Raw genomic sequence first — 15,240 nt, forward strand, 5'->3', positions numbered from 1 at the left:
CTACTCCAAGTTGCCGGGGCCGCTATTCACGGAATAGCGCTCATGACACCCGAGTGTCCGCTGAGCGGACGTGACAGTTCGTCATCCGTGACGACTGTCCGTTTGGTGCCTGTCTGGCTATGTCTCAAATGTCCGGTTTTCGAAACTTACCGACTGTTCATGTGACCTAATTGAGATCGTCACTGGTCACTTTCGTGTCCGTGCGTGACGGATAGTGGGTGCAGTCAGGCTCGGGTCACGGGTGAACGCGCAGGGGTGCGCGCCGAAACCACGAGCGCGGACGGCACTAGCGGGCCCGGTGACAACCGTTCCGCGGTGCCCTCCTCGTTGCAACGTCGAATTCAGGAGGCACACCGATGCGCGGTGCGAGCCAGGCCAAGTGGGTTGTCGCAGCTGTTGCTGTCGCCCTCGCCGCGACTGCGTGCAGCAGCAGCAGCTCCTCCGGGGGCAGCTCCGACAACGCCGCGGTCGACCCGGCGGGCAAGTTCAGCTACCAGAGCGGTGAGCCGCAGCGTCCGCTCCAGCCGGCCAACGCCAACGAGACGCTGGGCGGCCGCATGGTCAAGCAGCTGTTCCGCGGCCTCGTCGACTACGACCCCGCGACCGGCGCGCTGCGCAACCAGGTGGCCGACAAGATCGAGACCACTGACGCCAAGAACTACACCGTCACCCTGAAGTCCGGCTGGACCTTCCACGACGGCACCCCGGTGACCTCCCAGTCCTTCGTCAAGGCCTGGAACTGGTCCGCCAACATCAAGAACAACCAGATCAACTCGTCCTGGTTCTCCGACATCGTCGGCTACGACGCCGTCCACCCGGAGAAGGGCGACCCGACCGCCACCGAGATGGCCGGTCTGAAGGTCGTCGACGACACCCACTTCACCATCGAGCTGAACGCCCCGGTCTCGTACTTCCCGTACAAGCTCGGCTACACGGCCTTCTCGCCGCTGCCCGAGGGCTTCTTCGGCGACCCGGCCGGCTACGGCCAGAAGCCGATCGGCAACGGCCCCTACAAGTTCGTCTCGTGGGAGCACAACAAGGCCGTCACGCTGGCCACGTTCGACAAGTACGCCGGCATCGACAAGCCGAAGAACGGCGGCATCGTCTTCCGCAACTACGCGACCGGCGAGGCCGCGTACAAGGACCTGATGTCCGACACCGTGGACGTCCTGGACCAGGTCGACTCGACCGACATGGCCAAGTTCAAGGACGACCTGGGCAAGCGCGCCATCGACCAGGCGCAGGGTGCCATCCAGAACATCGGCTTCGCGCTGTACCAGCCGGAGTGGAGCGCCCCGGAGAAGGCCAAGGTCCGCCAGGGCCTCTCGATGGCGATCGACCGCGACACCATCACCAAGACGGTGCTCAACGGCAACCGCATCCCGGCCGACTCCTTCGTCGCGCCCGGCGTCATGGGCTACAAGGCCGGCACCTGCGGCGACGCCTGCAAGTTCAACCCGGAGAAGGCCAAGCAGCTCATCGCCGAGGGCGGCGGCGTCCCCGGCAACAAGGTCACCGTGCTGTACAACTCGGACGGCAGCCACAAGGAGTGGGTGGACGCGGTCTGCAACTCCATCCGCCAGTCGACCGGCGTCGAGTGCATCGGTGAGCCGAAGCCCGACTTCAAGACCGTGCGTGACGTCGTCACCAACAAGCAGGTCCAGAGCATGATGCGCACCGGCTGGGTGCAGGACTACCCGCTGAACGCCAACTTCCTGGCCGACGTGTACCGCACCGGCGCCTCGTCGAACGACAACAGCTACTCCAGCCCGGAGTTCGACCGCCTGTCGAAGGAGGCGGACGCCGCCACCACGGTCGAGAAGACCGCCGAGCTGTACCAGCAGGCCGAGGCCGTTCTGGCCAAGGACATGCCGGCCATCCCGCTCTGGTACTACAAGACCAGCTCCGGCTACTCCAAGAACGTCCAGAACGTGAAGTTCGACTCCTTCGGCGACCCGGTCTTCACCGACGTCGAGGTCAAGAAGAAGTAATCGGTCGGCACCGCCTGACCCGGTGACAACGGCCGGTGCCCGTCCATCCCCACAAGGGCGAGGACTGGCACCGGCCGTTGGCACGCCGACTTATCTCTTGCCGGGTTGACGGGCCCGGCAGAGCCATACATGGAGGCACGATGGGGCGCTTTGTCGCGAGGCGACTGCTCCAGATGATCCCGGTCTTCTTCGGAACGACCTTGCTCATCTTTATGATGGTGCACGCGCTGCCGGGTGACCCGGTGGCCGCGATGTGGGGTGACAAGGCGCCGGACCCGGCCCAGGTTGCCGCCCTGAAGCACCAGATGGGATTCGACAAGCCGCTGTTCCAGCAGTACCTCGACTACATGGGGGGCCTGTTCACGGCGGACTTCGGAACCACCCTGGCCGGACGCCCGGTGCTCGACGTGATCACCGAGGCCCTGCCGGTCACGGTCCGGCTGGCGCTGCTGGCCTTCGCCATCGAGATCGTGCTCGGCGTCGGCATCGGCCTGTTCGCCGGTCTGCGCCGCGGCAAGGCGTTCGACAAGGGCGCCCTGGTCATGACCCTGCTGCTGATCTCGATCCCGGTCCCGGTGCTCGGCTTCATCTTCCAGACGGTCTTCGCCGACGACCTGAAGTGGGTCACCCCGACCGTCCAGGACAGCAACGACATCACCCAGCTGGTGCTGCCGGCCATCGTGCTCGGCTCGCTCTCGCTGGCCTACGTCGCGCGCCTCACCCGCACCTCCATAGCCGAGAACATCAAGGCGGACTACGTCCGCACCGCGGTGGCCAAGGGCCTGCCGCGGCGCAAGGTGATCGGCACCCACCTGCTGCGCAACTCGCTGATCCCGGTGGTCACCTTCCTCGGCACCGACCTCGGCGCCCTGATGGGCGGCGCGATCGTCACCGAGGGCATCTTCAACGTCAAGGGTGTCGGCAACGCGCTCTTCCACGCGATCAACCTGAAGGAGGGCTCGACGGTCTCCGGCTTCGTGGCCTTCCTGGTGATCGTGTACCTGGCCGCCGGCCTGATCGTCGACCTGCTTTACGCGGTCCTGGACCCGAGGATCCGTTATGCCTGACCTGACCGAGAAGAAGACGGCCGCGACGGTCCCGGCCCCGGCCGCCGACGCGGCCCCCAAGCCGGAGAAGGCCCGCAGCCTCGGCTCCGACGCCTGGCACGACCTGCGCCGCAAGCCGATCTTCGTGATCTCCGCGCTGCTCATCCTGCTGCTGATCGTCATCGCGATCGCCCCGGGGCTGTTCACCTCGGTGGACCCGCGCGCCGGCGACCTGCGCAACCACTACCTGTCGAAGCCGAACTACAGCCACCTGTTCCAGCCGGACTGGTTCGGTTACGACCTCCAGGGCCGCAGCATCTACGCCCGCGTCATCTACGGCGCCCGCGCCTCGGTCGTGGTCGGCATCTGCGTCACGCTGGGCGTGACCATCCTCGGCGGCATCGCCGGCATGGTCGCCGGCTACTTCGGCGGCTGGGTCGACACGATCATCTCCCGCGTCACCGACATCTTCTTCGGCATCCCGCTGCTGCTCGGCTCGCTGGTGATCCTGAACGCCTTCACCTCGCGCACCGTGTGGAGCGTGGTCTTCGCGCTGGTCGCCCTGGGCTGGACCCAGATGACCCGTGTCATGCGCGGTTCGGTGATCACGGTCAAGCAGTCCGACTTCGTGACGGCCGCCAGGGCGCTCGGCGCCGGCACCGGCCGGATCATGCTCAAGCACATCCTGCCGAACGCGATCGCCCCGGTGATCGTCGTCGCCACCATCGCCCTGGGCGGCTACATCGCCACCGAGGCGACGCTGAGCTTCCTCGGCATCGGTCTGCAGGACCCGACCATCTCCTGGGGCATCGACATCAACTCGGCCCAGAAGGTGATCCGGACGGCGCCGTTCGCGCTGTTCTTCCCCGCCGGAATGCTGAGCCTTACCGTGCTGGCGTTCATCATGCTCGGCGACGCGGTGCGCGACGCCCTCGACCCGAAGCTCCGCTGAGAGAAGAGGTGACGACCCGATGACCACCGTGATCGAGAACAACCAGAAGAACGAACGTCTCGAAGTTGGCACTCCTCTCCTGGAGGTGAAGGACCTCCACGTGGAGTTCCACACCCGGGACGGCATCGCCAAGGCCGTGAACGGCGTCAACTACTCCGTCGCGGCCGGCGAGACGCTCGCCGTGCTCGGCGAGTCCGGCTCCGGCAAGTCCGTGACGGCGCAGACCATCATGGGCATCCTGGACATGCCCCCGGGCAAGGTGACCCAGGGCCAGATCCTGTACCGCGGCCAGGACATGCTCACCATGAGCGGCGAGGAGCGGCGGCGGATCCGCGGCCGGAAGATCGCGATGATCTTCCAGGACGCGCTGTCCGCCCTGAACCCGGTGCTCAGCGTCGGCTACCAGCTCGGCGAGATGTTCCGGGTGCACCAGGGCGCCTCCAAGAAGGAGGCGAAGGAGAAGGCCATCGAGCTGATGGACCGGGTGCGCATCCCCGCCGCCCGGCAGCGGGTGGACGACTACCCGCACCAGTTCTCCGGCGGCATGCGCCAGCGCATCATGATCGCCATGGCGCTGTCCCTCCAGCCCGACCTGATCATCGCCGACGAGCCCACCACCGCCCTGGACGTGACCGTCCAGGCCCAGGTGATGGACCTGCTCGCCGAGCTCCAGGCCGAGTACAACATGGGCCTGATCCTGATCACCCACGACCTCGGCGTGGTCGCCGACGTCGCGGACAAGATCGCCGTGATGTACGCGGGCCGGATCGTGGAGACCGCCCCCGTGCACGACCTGTACGCGAAGCCCGCGCACCCGTACACCAAGGGCCTGCTCCGCTCCATCCCGCGCCTGGACCAGAAGGGCCAGGACCTGTACGCCATCAAGGGCCTGCCGCCGAACCTGCTGAAGGTCCCGACGGGCTGCGCGTTCAACCCCCGCTGCGACGTCGCCACCGACCTGTGCCGCACCGAGACCCCGGCGCTGCACCACGTGACGGACAAGGACGGCAAGGAGCTCGCCGGCCGCCGCAGCGCGTGCCACCTCTGGAAGGAGACCCTCCATGGCTGAGAACATCCTGGAGGTCAAGGACCTGGTCAAGCACTACCCGCTGACCCAGGGCATCCTGTTCAAGAAGCAGGTCGGCGCGGTCAAGGCGGTCGACGGCGTCTCCTTCGAGCTGGCGAAGGGCGAGACCCTCGGCATCGTCGGCGAGTCCGGCTGTGGCAAGTCCACGCTGGCCAAGGTGCTGATGAACCTGGAGCGGGCCACCTCCGGCCAGGTGCTGTTCAAGGGCGAGGACATCTCCAAGCTCCAGGGCGCCGCCCTGAAGGCCGTCCGCCGGAACATCCAGATGGTGTTCCAGGACCCGTACACCTCGCTCAACCCGCGCATGACGGTCGGCGACATCATCGGCGAGCCGTTCGAGATCCACCCCGAGGTGGCGCCCAAGGGCGACCGCCGCAAGGCCGTCCAGGACCTGCTGGACGTCGTGGGTCTGAACCCGGAGTACATCAACCGGTACCCGCACCAGTTCTCCGGCGGCCAGCGCCAGCGCATCGGCATCGCCCGCGGCCTCGCGCTCAAGCCGGAGATCATCATCTGCGACGAGCCGGTCTCGGCGCTGGACGTGTCCGTCCAGGCGCAGGTGATCAACCTGCTGGAGCAGCTGCAGGGCGAGTTCGGCCTCTCCTACATGTTCATCGCGCACGACCTCTCCATCGTCCGGCACATCTCCGACCGCGTCGGCGTGATGTACCTGGGCAAGATGGTCGAGATCGGCTCGGACGAGGAGATCTACGAGAACGCGACGCACCCCTACACCCAGGCGCTGCTCTCCGCGGTGCCGGTGCCGGACCCGACGGCGCGCGAGTCGCGGGACCGGATCGTGCTCACCGGCGACATCCCCTCGCCGGCCAACCCGCCGTCCGGCTGCCGCTTCCGCACCCGCTGCTGGAAGGCGGAGGAGCGCTGCTCCCAGGAGATCCCGCTGCTCGCGGTCCCCTCGCTGCTGGAGGGCCCGGCCGCGCACGAGTCGGCCTGCCACTTCCCGGCGGTCCGGGAGCAGGCCGCGGCCTGATCCCCGGTGGTCCCCGGAAGGGCCCGCGGCGTTCGCGCCGCGGGCCCTTCCGCGTGTCCGCCGGCCCGTCGCCGCGTCAACTCGGCGGCGGGTCACCGCACCCGTCCGGGTGCACCTGACTCGCGCCGTCACCGGGGTGCGCTTCTCATGGGGTGTGATGCGACACACACCCTGAGGAGGGACCTCCATGCCCGTAGCCGCCCGCGCTCGTTGGGTCCTCGCCGCTGCGACGTCCGTGGCCCTGGTGGCCACCGGGTGCAGCAGCAGTAGCGGCGGAGGAGGCAGCAGCGGTTCGTCGGACACCGGCAAGTCCTTCAGCTACCAGAGCAACGAGCCGCAGAACCCCCTGCAGCCCGCCAACGCGAACGAGGTCGGCGGCGGTCGCATCATCCAGAACCTGTTCAAGGGGTTGGTCGACTACGACCCGAGCAATGCCAAGATCCGGATGCAGGTCGCCGACAAGATCGAGACCAGCGACTCGCAGACCTTCAACGTCACCCTGAAGGACGGCTGGAAGTTCCACGACGGCACCCCGGTGCACGCCCAGAACTTCGTCGACGCCTGGAACTGGGGCGCCAACCCGGCCAACAACCAGATCAACAGCTCGTGGTTCTCCGACATCGAGGGCTACCAGGACGTCCACCCGGCCTCCGGCCAGGCCACCACGGACAAGATGTCCGGACTGACCGTCACCGACGACCTGCACTTCACCGTCAAGCTGAGCCACAAGGTCTCGTACTTCGAGTACAAGCTCGGCTACATCGCCTTCTCGCCGCTGCCCGAGGGCTTCTTCAAGGACCCGGCCGGGTACGGGCAGAAGCCGGTGGGCAACGGCCCGTACCAGTTCGTCAGCTGGTCCCACAACAGCCAGGTGGTCACCAAGGCCTTCCCCGACTACCAGGGCGTGGACAAGCCGAAGAACGGCGGCATCGTCTTCAAGATGTACACGACGTCCGAGGCCGCCTACGCCGACCTCCAGTCCAACAACCTGGACGTGATGGACCAGGTGCCGCCGTCCGCGCTGGCCACCTACAAGAACGACCTCGGGGACCGCGCGGTCGACGCCCCGCAGGGCGCCATCCAGAACATCGGCTTCACGCTCTACCAGGGCGACTGGTCCTCGCCGGACAAGGCCAAGGTGCGCCAGGGCCTGTCGATGGCGATCGACCGCGACACCATCACCAAGACGGTGCTCCAGGGCTCCCGCAAGCCCGCCACCGCCTGGGTGGCCGAGGGCGTGGAGGGCTACAAGGACGGCGCGTGCGGCGACGCCTGCACGTTCAACCCGGCGAAGGCCAAGCAGCTGATCCAGGAGGGCGGCGGCGTCCCCGGCAACAAGCTGCTGGTCACCTACAACGCGGACGGCGGCCACAAGGAGTGGGTCGACGCGGTCTGCAACTCGATCCGGCAGAACACCGGGGTCGACTGCCTGGGGGACCCGAAGCCCGACTTCAAGACCGCGCGGGCCGCGATCACCGGGCACACGATCAACGGCGCCTTCCGCACCGGCTGGGTGCAGGACTACCCGCTGAACGCCAACTTCCTGGCCGACGTGTACCGCACCGGCGCCGCCTCCAACGACTTCGGCTACAGCGACGCGAAGTTCGACGACGCGGCCACCAAGGCCGACGAGGCCGCCAGCGTGGCCGACACGGTGAGCGGCTACCAGCAGGCCGAGGCGGTGCTGCCGAGCGGGATGCCCGCCATCCCGCTCTGGTACTACCGCACCAACTCCGGCTACTCCAACAAGGTGCAGAACGTGAAGTTCGACTCCTTCGGGAACCCGGCCTGGACCCAGGTCGAGGTCAAGGGCTGATCCTCCGCGATCCCCCGCGCCGGCCCCGCCCTCCCCGCACGGAGGGCGGGGCGCGGTCTCTCGACCCCCTCGGTCTCTCGACCCCCTCGGAAGGAGGCTCGGATGGGCAGTTACGTGCTGCGGCGGGTGCTGCAGATGATCCCGGTGTTCTTCGGCGCCACACTGCTGATCTTCCTGATGGTCTACACGCTGCCCGGCGACCCGGTCGCGGCGCTGTTCGGCGAGAAGGCCGCCGACCCGGCCGTGGTCGCCAACATCAAGCACACGTACTACCTGGACCAGCCGCTCTGGAAGCAGTACCTGCACTACATGGGGAACCTCTTCCAGGGGGACTTCGGCACCAGCTTCACCGGCCGGCCGGTCACCGACATCATGGCGGACGCCTTCCCGGTGACCATCCGGCTGGCCCTGATGGCCTTCGTCTTCGAGATGGTCGCGGGCCTGGCCCTCGGCATGCTCTCCGGGCTGCGGCGCGGCAGCGTCGAGGACACCCTGGTGCTGATCCTGACCCTGGTGGTGATCTCGATCCCGGTCTTCGTGCTGGCCTACATCGCGCAGACGGTGTTCGCCACCAACCTGGGCTGGGTCACCCCGACGGTGCAGGACAGCTACGACCTGACCCAGCTGGTGCTGCCGGCGATCGTCCTGGGCTCGCTCTCGCTCGCGTACGTCGCCCGCCTCACCCGGACGTCGATCGGCGAGAACCTGCGGGCCGACTACATCCGCACCGCGGTCGCCAAGGGCCTGCCCCGGCGCACCGTCATCTCCCGCCACCTGCTGCGCAACTCGCTGATCCCGGTGGTCACCTTCCTCGGCACCGACCTCGGTGCGCTGATGGGCGGGGCGATCGTCACCGAGGGCGTCTTCAACGTGCAGGGCATCGGCAACGTCCTGTACCGGGCGATCAACCAGAAGGAGGGCCCCACCGTGGTCGGCATCGTGACCGTCCTGGTGATCGTCTACCTGGTCGCCAGCCTGCTCGTCGACCTGCTCTACGCGGTCCTGGACCCGAGGATCCGCTATGCCTGACATCCACGACGAGGACTCGTACGAGCCGCGCCCCAAGCCGGGGGTCTCGCACCTCGACTACGCGGGCGAACAGGGCATGGCGGTCGGGCAGCAGACTCTGGTCGAACCCGACCCGGAGAAGCGGGAGCAGGCCCGCAGCCTGTGGGCCGACGCCTGGCGGGACCTGCGCCGGCGGCCGATCTTCCTGCTCTCGGCGGTGCTGATCCTGCTGCTGGTGGTGATGGCGGTCTTCCCGTACGCGTTCACCTCGGCGGACCCGCGCAAGGCCGACCTGGTGAACAACTACCTCAGGCGCCCGGACTGGGGCGACGTCTTCGGGGCCGGCTGGTTCGGCTACGACGCCCAGGGCCGGTCCATCTTCGCCCGGGTGGTGTACGGGGCCCGGGCCTCGATCACCGTCGGCATCTTCGTCACCGCCGCCGTCACCGTGCTCGGCGGGCTCACCGGGATGGTGGCCGGCTACTTCGGCGGCTGGATCGACGCGGTGCTCTCCCGGATCACCGACATCTTCTTCGGCATCCCGCTGCTGCTCGGCGCGCTGGTGCTGCTGAACGCCTTCGCCACCCGCACGGTGTGGAGCGTGGTCATCGCGCTGGGCGTGCTCGGCTGGACCCAGATCGCCCGCGTGATGCGCGGGGCGGTGCTGACCGTCAAGCAGTCCGACTTCGTGACGGCCGGCCGGGCGCTCGGCGCCGGGACGACCCGGCTGATGTTCCGGCACATCCTGCCGAACGCGATCGCGCCGGTGATCGTGGTGGCGACGATCGCGCTCGGCGGCTACATCGCCACCGAGGCCACGCTGAGCTTCCTCGGCATCGGCCTGCAGGACCCGACCATCTCCTGGGGCATCGACATCTCCTCCGCCCAGAAGGTGATCCGGACGGCGCCGTACGTGCTGTTCTTCCCGGCCGCGGCGCTCTCGGTCACCGTGCTGGCCTTCATCATGCTGGGCGACGCGGTGCGCGACGCCCTCGATCCGAAGCTTCGCTGAGCGAGGGAGCGCATCGTGAGTACAGCGGTGAACACCGCCGGGGCCGAGCGGAAGGCGCCGTACCAGGGGCCGCTGCTCGACGTCCGGGACCTGCACGTCGAGTTCGTCACCCGGGACGGGGTGGCCAGGGCCGTGAACGGCGTCAACTACTCCGTCGCGGCGGGGGAGACGCTGGCGGTGCTGGGGGAGTCCGGCTCGGGCAAGTCGGTGACGGCGCAGGCGGTCATGGGCATCCTGGACATGCCGCCGGCCCGGATCCCCCGCGGCGAGATCCTCTACCGGGGCCAGGACATGCTCAGGATGAGCAGGGAGGAGCGGCGGCGGATCCGCGGCCGGAAGATCGCGATGATCTTCCAGGACGCGCTGTCGGCGCTGAACCCGGTGCTCACGGTGGGGTACCAGCTGGGGGAGATGTTCCGGGCGCACCGGGGGGTGTCGCGCAAGGAGGCGCGGGAGAAGGCCGTCGAGCTGATGGAGCGGGTGCGGATCCCGGCCGCCCGGCAGCGGGTGAACGACTACCCGCACCAGTTCTCGGGCGGGATGCGGCAGCGGATCATGATCGCGATGGCGCTGGCGCTGGAGCCGGACCTGATCATCGCGGACGAGCCGACCACGGCGCTGGACGTGACGGTGCAGGCGCAGGTGATGGACCTGCTCGCCGAGCTCCAGGCCGAGTACAACATGGGCCTGATCCTGATCACCCACGACCTGGGCGTGGTCGCGGACGTCGCGGACAAGATCGCGGTGATGTACGCGGGCCGGATCGTGGAGACGGCGCCGGTGCACGAGCTGTACGCCCGGCCCGCGCACCCGTACACCAGGGGCCTGCTGGACTCCATCCCCCGCCTGGACCAGAAGGGCCAGGAGCTCTACGCCATCAAGGGCCTGCCGCCCAACCTGCTGCGCATCCCCAGGGGCTGCGCGTTCAACCCGCGCTGCCCGCGCGCCCGGGACGTCTGCCGGGCCGAGGTGCCGGAGCTGTTCCCGGTCGCCGAGGAGGACGGGACGCCGTTGGAGGGGCGCGGCAGCGCCTGCTTCTTCTGGAAGGAGACCCTCCATGACCGCTGACGGAGCCACCGCGCTGGGCGCGGCGCTGCCGGAGGAGGTCGTCCTCGCGCAGGAGGTGCCGCGCGGCGAGCCGATCCTCGAAGTCCGGGAGCTGGTCAAGCACTTCCCGCTCACCAGGGGCGTCCTGCTGAAGCGGCAGGTCGGCGCGGTGAAGGCGGTCGACGGCGTCTCCTTCGACCTGATGCAGGGCGAGACGCTCGGCGTCGTCGGCGAGTCCGGCTGCGGGAAGTCCACGCTGGCCAAGGTGCTGATGAACCTGGAGCCGGCCACCTCGGGGTCGGTCCGCTACAAGGGGGAGGAGATCTCCCGGCTGTCCGGGGCGGGGCTGAAGGCCGTCCGCCGGAACATCCAGATGGTGTTCCAGGACCCGTACACCTCGCTCAACCCGCGCATGACGGTCGGCGACATCATCGGCGAGCCGTTCGAGATCCACCCCGAGGTGGCGCCCAAGGGCGACCGCCGCAAGGCCGTCCAGGACCTGCTGGACGTCGTGGGTCTGAACCCGGAGTACATCAACCGGTACCCGCACCAGTTCTCCGGCGGCCAGCGCCAGCGCATCGGCATCGCCCGGGGGCTGGCGCTCAAGCCGGAGATCATCATCTGCGACGAGCCGGTCTCGGCGCTGGACGTCTCGGTGCAGGCGCAGGTGATCAACCTGCTGGAGCAGCTGCAGGGCGAGTTCAACCTGTCGTACATGTTCATCGCGCACGACCTCTCCATCGTCCGGCACATCTCCGACCGGGTCGGGGTGATGTACCTGGGGAAGGTGGTCGAGATCGGCAGCGACACGGAGATCTACGACCACGCGACGCACCCGTACACCCAGGCGCTGCTCTCCGCGGTGCCGGTGCCGGACCCGACGGCGCGCGAGTCGCGGGACCGGATCGTGCTCACCGGCGACGTGCCCTCGCCGGCCAACCCGCCGTCCGGCTGCCGCTTCCGCACCCGCTGCTGGAAGGCGCAGCACCGCTGCGAGGTGGAGGAGCCGCTGCTGGCCGCGCCGTCCTGGCTGGGCGGGGCGGCGCGGCACGACTCGGCGTGCCACTTCGCGGCGGAGCGTGGGGCCGGGCAGGCGGGAGCGGCGGGGCCGGGAGCGGCGGGGCCGGGCGGCGGCTGAGGGCCGCCGACCAGGGCGCGTCCCCGCGGGCGGGGCGCGCCCTTTCCCGTGACGGAAACGAGATCTGCCGCGGGCTCGCCAACTGCCGTCCGTTCCCTGATAGTTGCTCTGCGCCCCGGAGGGGTCGCGGTGGCACCGGGGAGGGCTGCTCTGATGGACGCGGTGGAGGTGATCGGCGGCGGCCGGGGGACGGTGGAGCCCGGGACGCCGCTGCTGGAGGTCGACGACCTGCACGTGGAGTTCCACACCCGGGACGGGGTGGCCCGGGCCGTCAACGGGGTGAGCTACTCCGTTGCGGCGGGGGAGACGCTGGCGGTGCTGGGGGAGTCCGGCTCGGGCAAGTCGGTGACGGCGCAGGCGGTCATGGGCATCCTGGACATGCCGCCGGGGCGGATCACCGCGGGGCGGATCCTGTTCCGCGGCGAGGACCTGCTGACCATGGGCGAGGGCGCCCGGCGGTCCGTCCGGGGCGGGCACATCGCGATGATCTTCCAGGACGCGCTGTCGGCGCTGAACCCGGTGCTCACGGTGGGGTACCAGCTGGGGGAGATGTTCCGGGCGCACCGGGGGGTGTCGCGCAAGGAGGCGCGGGAGAAGGCCGTCGAGCTGATGGAGCGGGTGCGGATCCCGGCCGCCCGGCAGCGGGTGAACGACTACCCGCACCAGTTCTCGGGCGGGATGCGGCAGCGGATCATGATCGCGATGGCGCTGGCGCTGGAGCCGGACCTGATCATCGCGGACGAGCCGACCACGGCGCTGGACGTGACGGTGCAGGCGCAGGTGATGGACCTGCTCGCCGAGCTCCAGGCCGAGTACAACATGGGCCTGATCCTGATCACCCACGACCTGGGCGTGGTCGCGGACGTCGCGGACAAGATCGCGGTGATGTACGCCGGCCGGATCGTGGAGACGGCGCCGGTGCACGAGCTGTACGCCCGGCCCGCGCACCCGTACACCAGGGGCCTGCTGGACTCCATCCCCCGCCTGGCCCAGAAGGGCCAGGACCTGCACGCGATCAGGGGCCTGCCGCCCAACCTGCTGGCCCTCCCGGAGGGGTGCGCCTTCCACCCGCGCTGCGACCGGGCGCAGGACCGCTGCCGTACCGAGGCCCCGGCCCTGACACCGGTGACCGACGGGCACGGGGCGGAGGCGGCGGGCCGGCGCAGCGCCTGCCACTACTGGCGCGAGACGCTGCACGGCTGAGCCGGCCGGCTACTTCACGAAGCCGACGTCCTCCCAGACGATGTCGGACAGGCCCTGCGCACCGATGTTCGCGAGGTCGGCGCGGGCCCCGTACAGCTGCGGGCGCTGGTAGAGCGGCAGCACGCCGGCCACCTTCCAGAGCTCGCCGTCCGCCTGGTTGATCGCCTCGGTGGCGGCGCCCGCGTCGGCCGCGGCGGCGGCCCGGTCGAGCGCGGCGTCCACCGCCGGGCTGCCCGCGCCGACGTGGTTGCCGCCCCCGCTCTGCACGAAGTTGGCGCGGTTGCCGCTGGCCGGGAAGGGCGTGCCGAGCAGCGAGTAGGCGGCGATGTCGAAGTCGTTGCGGTTGACGTACCGGTCGAAGAACTCGTTGGCGGGGGCCGTCACCGTGGTGACCTTGATGCCGACGTCGTTGAGCATCCTGGTGGCGCTGGCGGCCTCGGTCTGGGCCGGGGTGACGCCGGCCGGGACGACCATCCGCAGGTTCAGCTCGCGGCCGTCCTTGCGCCGGACGTCGCCGTCCAGCCGCCAGCCCGCCGCGTCCAGCTTGCGGGCGGCCTCGGCGGGGTCGTAGCGGGACAGGCCGAGGGAGTTGTCGCGGTAGCCGTTCTGGTTGGTGACCAACAGGTGGTTGTTGAGCGGCACGGCGGGCCAGTCCAGGCCGTTGAGGTCGGCGCGGATCACCGCGTCCCGGTTGATCGCCTGGAAGACGGCCTGGCGCACCGTCGGGTCGCTGAGCGCGGGGGTGCGGGCGTTCAGGGTGAGCTGGCGGAAGTCCGGTCCGCCGGCCCGGCGCACCACGGCGCCCTTGGTGCTCCTGATGACCCGGTAACCGGCCACGTCCGGGCCGTTGTTGACGAGGTCGATCCGGCCCTGGGCGAAGGCGGCGGGCATCGCGTCGGGCAGCATCGCGTGGAAGACGATCCGGTCCAGCACGGGCTTGTCGCCCCACCAGGAGGGGTCGGCGACCAGGGTGACGGTCTGGGCGGCGCGGTCCATCTGCTCGACCCTGAACGGGCCGGCGGTGACCGGGAACCCGTCCAGGTAGGCGGTGTTGAACAGTTCCGGGGTGGAGATCCGGCTGGCGGGCAGCAGCGGGGCGTTGCCGGCGCTGTTGAACATCGACTGCCACTCGGAGAACGGGCGGTCGAAGGTCATCACGGCCTGGAAGTCGTCCTTGCCGCGCTCGACGGCGGAGACCAGCTCGAAGCCGGTACTGCTGGAGGACTTGTAGGCCGGGTCCTTCCCGTTCAGGGCGCGCCAGTCGGCCTCGATGTCGCGCCAGGTGATCGGGGTGCCGTCGGACCAGTGGGCCTTCGGGTTGAGCGTCCAGGTGACGACCTGCCGGCCGTCCCTGAGGTCGGAGTGGGCCTCCTCCAGGTAGGCCGGGTTGGGCGTCTGGGTGCCGGCCGCGTCCGAGCGGAAGAAGGTCGGCAGCAGCGGCTTGCTGACCATGACGGTCGAGGACTCGCTGCCGTCGGTGTGGATCGGCGACCACTGGCGGGAGAACTGGGCGATCGCCAGGTTCAGGGTGCCGCCCTGGCGCAGCCGGGAGCGGTCCTGCGGGTTGGTGTCGATCGCGGTGAGCTTGGGCGAGGCGGGGCCGGACGGTGCCGCGTCGCCGGCGGCGCCCCGGCCGGAGGTGCAGGAGCAGAGCGCCAGCGAGAGGGTGAGGGCGGTGAGGCCGGCGAGCAGGGCCGTCCCGTGGTGCCGGAGGCGGCGGTGCATCGGCGTGCTCCCCGGGGTGGATGTGGCGGATGGTGTGGCGTCACATCTTGCTGACCGGGAGGGGGCGTTGTCGAGGGGCGGGCCCGGATGCGGGCCCGCCCCCCGTGGGCGCGGGGGGGGGGGCCCCCCCGCGCCCCCCCCCCCGGGGGCCCCCCCCCCCCGCGGCCCCGCGAGATTTCGGGACGGTCGCTGTGGGGGGGGTGTTGGGTCCACCCGGGGGGCGC

Annotated in this window: 12 protein-coding genes; 11 read left to right on the plus strand and 1 reads right to left on the minus strand. The window is 69.5% G+C overall.

Annotated elements, in window-relative coordinates:
* Positions 1–356: 356 nt before the first annotated feature.
* From ACH5AR_RS25320 to ACH5AR_RS25370, 11 genes are all read left to right on the plus strand, one after another.
* Positions 357–1,991, plus strand: coding sequence for an ABC transporter substrate-binding protein (locus ACH5AR_RS25320; RefSeq protein ID WP_396303790.1), 1,635 nt, complete (start codon positions 357–359; stop codon positions 1,989–1,991).
* Positions 1,992–2,131: 140 nt separating this feature from the next.
* The gene (locus ACH5AR_RS25325) at positions 2,132–3,058 is read left to right on the plus strand and encodes an ABC transporter permease (protein ID WP_396303791.1); all 927 of its coding nucleotides are present in this window, start codon (positions 2,132–2,134) and stop codon (positions 3,056–3,058) included.
* Positions 3,051–3,989, plus strand: coding sequence for an ABC transporter permease (locus tag ACH5AR_RS25330; RefSeq protein WP_396303792.1), 939 nt, complete (start codon positions 3,051–3,053; stop codon positions 3,987–3,989). The genes ACH5AR_RS25325 and ACH5AR_RS25330 overlap by 8 nt, the downstream gene beginning before the upstream one ends.
* 19 nt (positions 3,990–4,008) lie before the next feature.
* A complete protein-coding gene (locus tag ACH5AR_RS25335; protein ID WP_396303793.1) occupies positions 4,009–5,058 on the plus strand; it encodes an ABC transporter ATP-binding protein in 1,050 nt (349 codons plus the stop codon).
* Positions 5,051–6,067 (plus strand): ABC transporter ATP-binding protein, encoded by a 1,017-nt coding sequence (locus ACH5AR_RS25340; RefSeq protein WP_396303794.1) that lies wholly within the window; start codon positions 5,051–5,053, stop codon positions 6,065–6,067. The genes ACH5AR_RS25335 and ACH5AR_RS25340 overlap by 8 nt, the downstream gene beginning before the upstream one ends.
* A gap of 187 nt (positions 6,068–6,254) precedes the next feature.
* Positions 6,255–7,883: an ABC transporter substrate-binding protein gene (locus tag ACH5AR_RS25345; RefSeq protein ID WP_396303795.1), complete on the plus strand. Its 1,629-nt coding sequence runs from the start codon at positions 6,255–6,257 to the stop codon at positions 7,881–7,883.
* Positions 7,884–7,985: 102 nt separating this feature from the next.
* A complete protein-coding gene (locus ACH5AR_RS25350) occupies positions 7,986–8,912 on the plus strand; it encodes an ABC transporter permease (protein ID WP_396303796.1) in 927 nt (308 codons plus the stop codon).
* Positions 8,913–8,988: 76 nt separating this feature from the next.
* Positions 8,989–9,903: an ABC transporter permease gene (locus ACH5AR_RS25355; RefSeq protein ID WP_396303912.1), complete on the plus strand. Its 915-nt coding sequence runs from the start codon at positions 8,989–8,991 to the stop codon at positions 9,901–9,903.
* A gap of 15 nt (positions 9,904–9,918) precedes the next feature.
* Positions 9,919–10,971, plus strand: coding sequence for an ABC transporter ATP-binding protein (locus ACH5AR_RS25360; protein ID WP_396303797.1), 1,053 nt, complete (start codon positions 9,919–9,921; stop codon positions 10,969–10,971).
* On the plus strand, positions 10,961–12,088 hold the full coding sequence (locus ACH5AR_RS25365) for an ABC transporter ATP-binding protein (protein ID WP_396303798.1): 1,128 nt from the start codon (positions 10,961–10,963) through the stop codon (positions 12,086–12,088). The genes ACH5AR_RS25360 and ACH5AR_RS25365 overlap by 11 nt, the downstream gene beginning before the upstream one ends.
* 153 nt (positions 12,089–12,241) lie before the next feature.
* A complete protein-coding gene (locus ACH5AR_RS25370) occupies positions 12,242–13,291 on the plus strand; it encodes an ABC transporter ATP-binding protein (protein ID WP_396303799.1) in 1,050 nt (349 codons plus the stop codon).
* A gap of 9 nt (positions 13,292–13,300) precedes the next feature.
* On the opposite strand, the gene ACH5AR_RS25375 is transcribed toward ACH5AR_RS25370, so the two are convergent.
* Positions 13,301–15,016 (minus strand): ABC transporter family substrate-binding protein, encoded by a 1,716-nt coding sequence (locus ACH5AR_RS25375; protein ID WP_396303800.1) that lies wholly within the window; start codon positions 15,014–15,016, stop codon positions 13,301–13,303.
* Positions 15,017–15,240: the final 224 nt, after the last annotated feature.

Origin of the sequence: Kitasatospora sp. NPDC018619, assembly GCF_044391605.1 — a bacterium.
Lineage (GTDB): Bacteria > Actinomycetota > Actinomycetes > Streptomycetales > Streptomycetaceae > Kitasatospora.

Excerpts from the sequence above, each read along its gene's own strand:
- ACH5AR_RS25335 (WP_396303793.1), top strand. The coding sequence starts at position 4,009 with ATGACCACCGTGATCGAGAACAACCAGAAGAACGAACGTCTCGAAGTT.
- ACH5AR_RS25320 (WP_396303790.1), top strand. The coding sequence starts at position 357 with ATGCGCGGTGCGAGCCAGGCCAAGTGGGTTGTCGCAGCTGTTGCTGTC.
- ACH5AR_RS25330 (WP_396303792.1), top strand. The coding sequence starts at position 3,051 with ATGCCTGACCTGACCGAGAAGAAGACGGCCGCGACGGTCCCGGCCCCG.
- ACH5AR_RS25375 (WP_396303800.1), bottom strand. The coding sequence starts at position 15,016 with ATGCACCGCCGCCTCCGGCACCACGGGACGGCCCTGCTCGCCGGCCTC.
- ACH5AR_RS25325 (WP_396303791.1), top strand. The coding sequence starts at position 2,132 with ATGGGGCGCTTTGTCGCGAGGCGACTGCTCCAGATGATCCCGGTCTTC.
- ACH5AR_RS25345 (WP_396303795.1), top strand. The coding sequence starts at position 6,255 with ATGCCCGTAGCCGCCCGCGCTCGTTGGGTCCTCGCCGCTGCGACGTCC.
- ACH5AR_RS25350 (WP_396303796.1), top strand. The coding sequence starts at position 7,986 with ATGGGCAGTTACGTGCTGCGGCGGGTGCTGCAGATGATCCCGGTGTTC.
- ACH5AR_RS25370 (WP_396303799.1), top strand. The coding sequence starts at position 12,242 with ATGGACGCGGTGGAGGTGATCGGCGGCGGCCGGGGGACGGTGGAGCCC.
- ACH5AR_RS25365 (WP_396303798.1), top strand. The coding sequence starts at position 10,961 with ATGACCGCTGACGGAGCCACCGCGCTGGGCGCGGCGCTGCCGGAGGAG.
- ACH5AR_RS25355 (WP_396303912.1), top strand. The coding sequence starts at position 8,989 with ATGGCGGTCGGGCAGCAGACTCTGGTCGAACCCGACCCGGAGAAGCGG.
- ACH5AR_RS25340 (WP_396303794.1), top strand. The coding sequence starts at position 5,051 with ATGGCTGAGAACATCCTGGAGGTCAAGGACCTGGTCAAGCACTACCCG.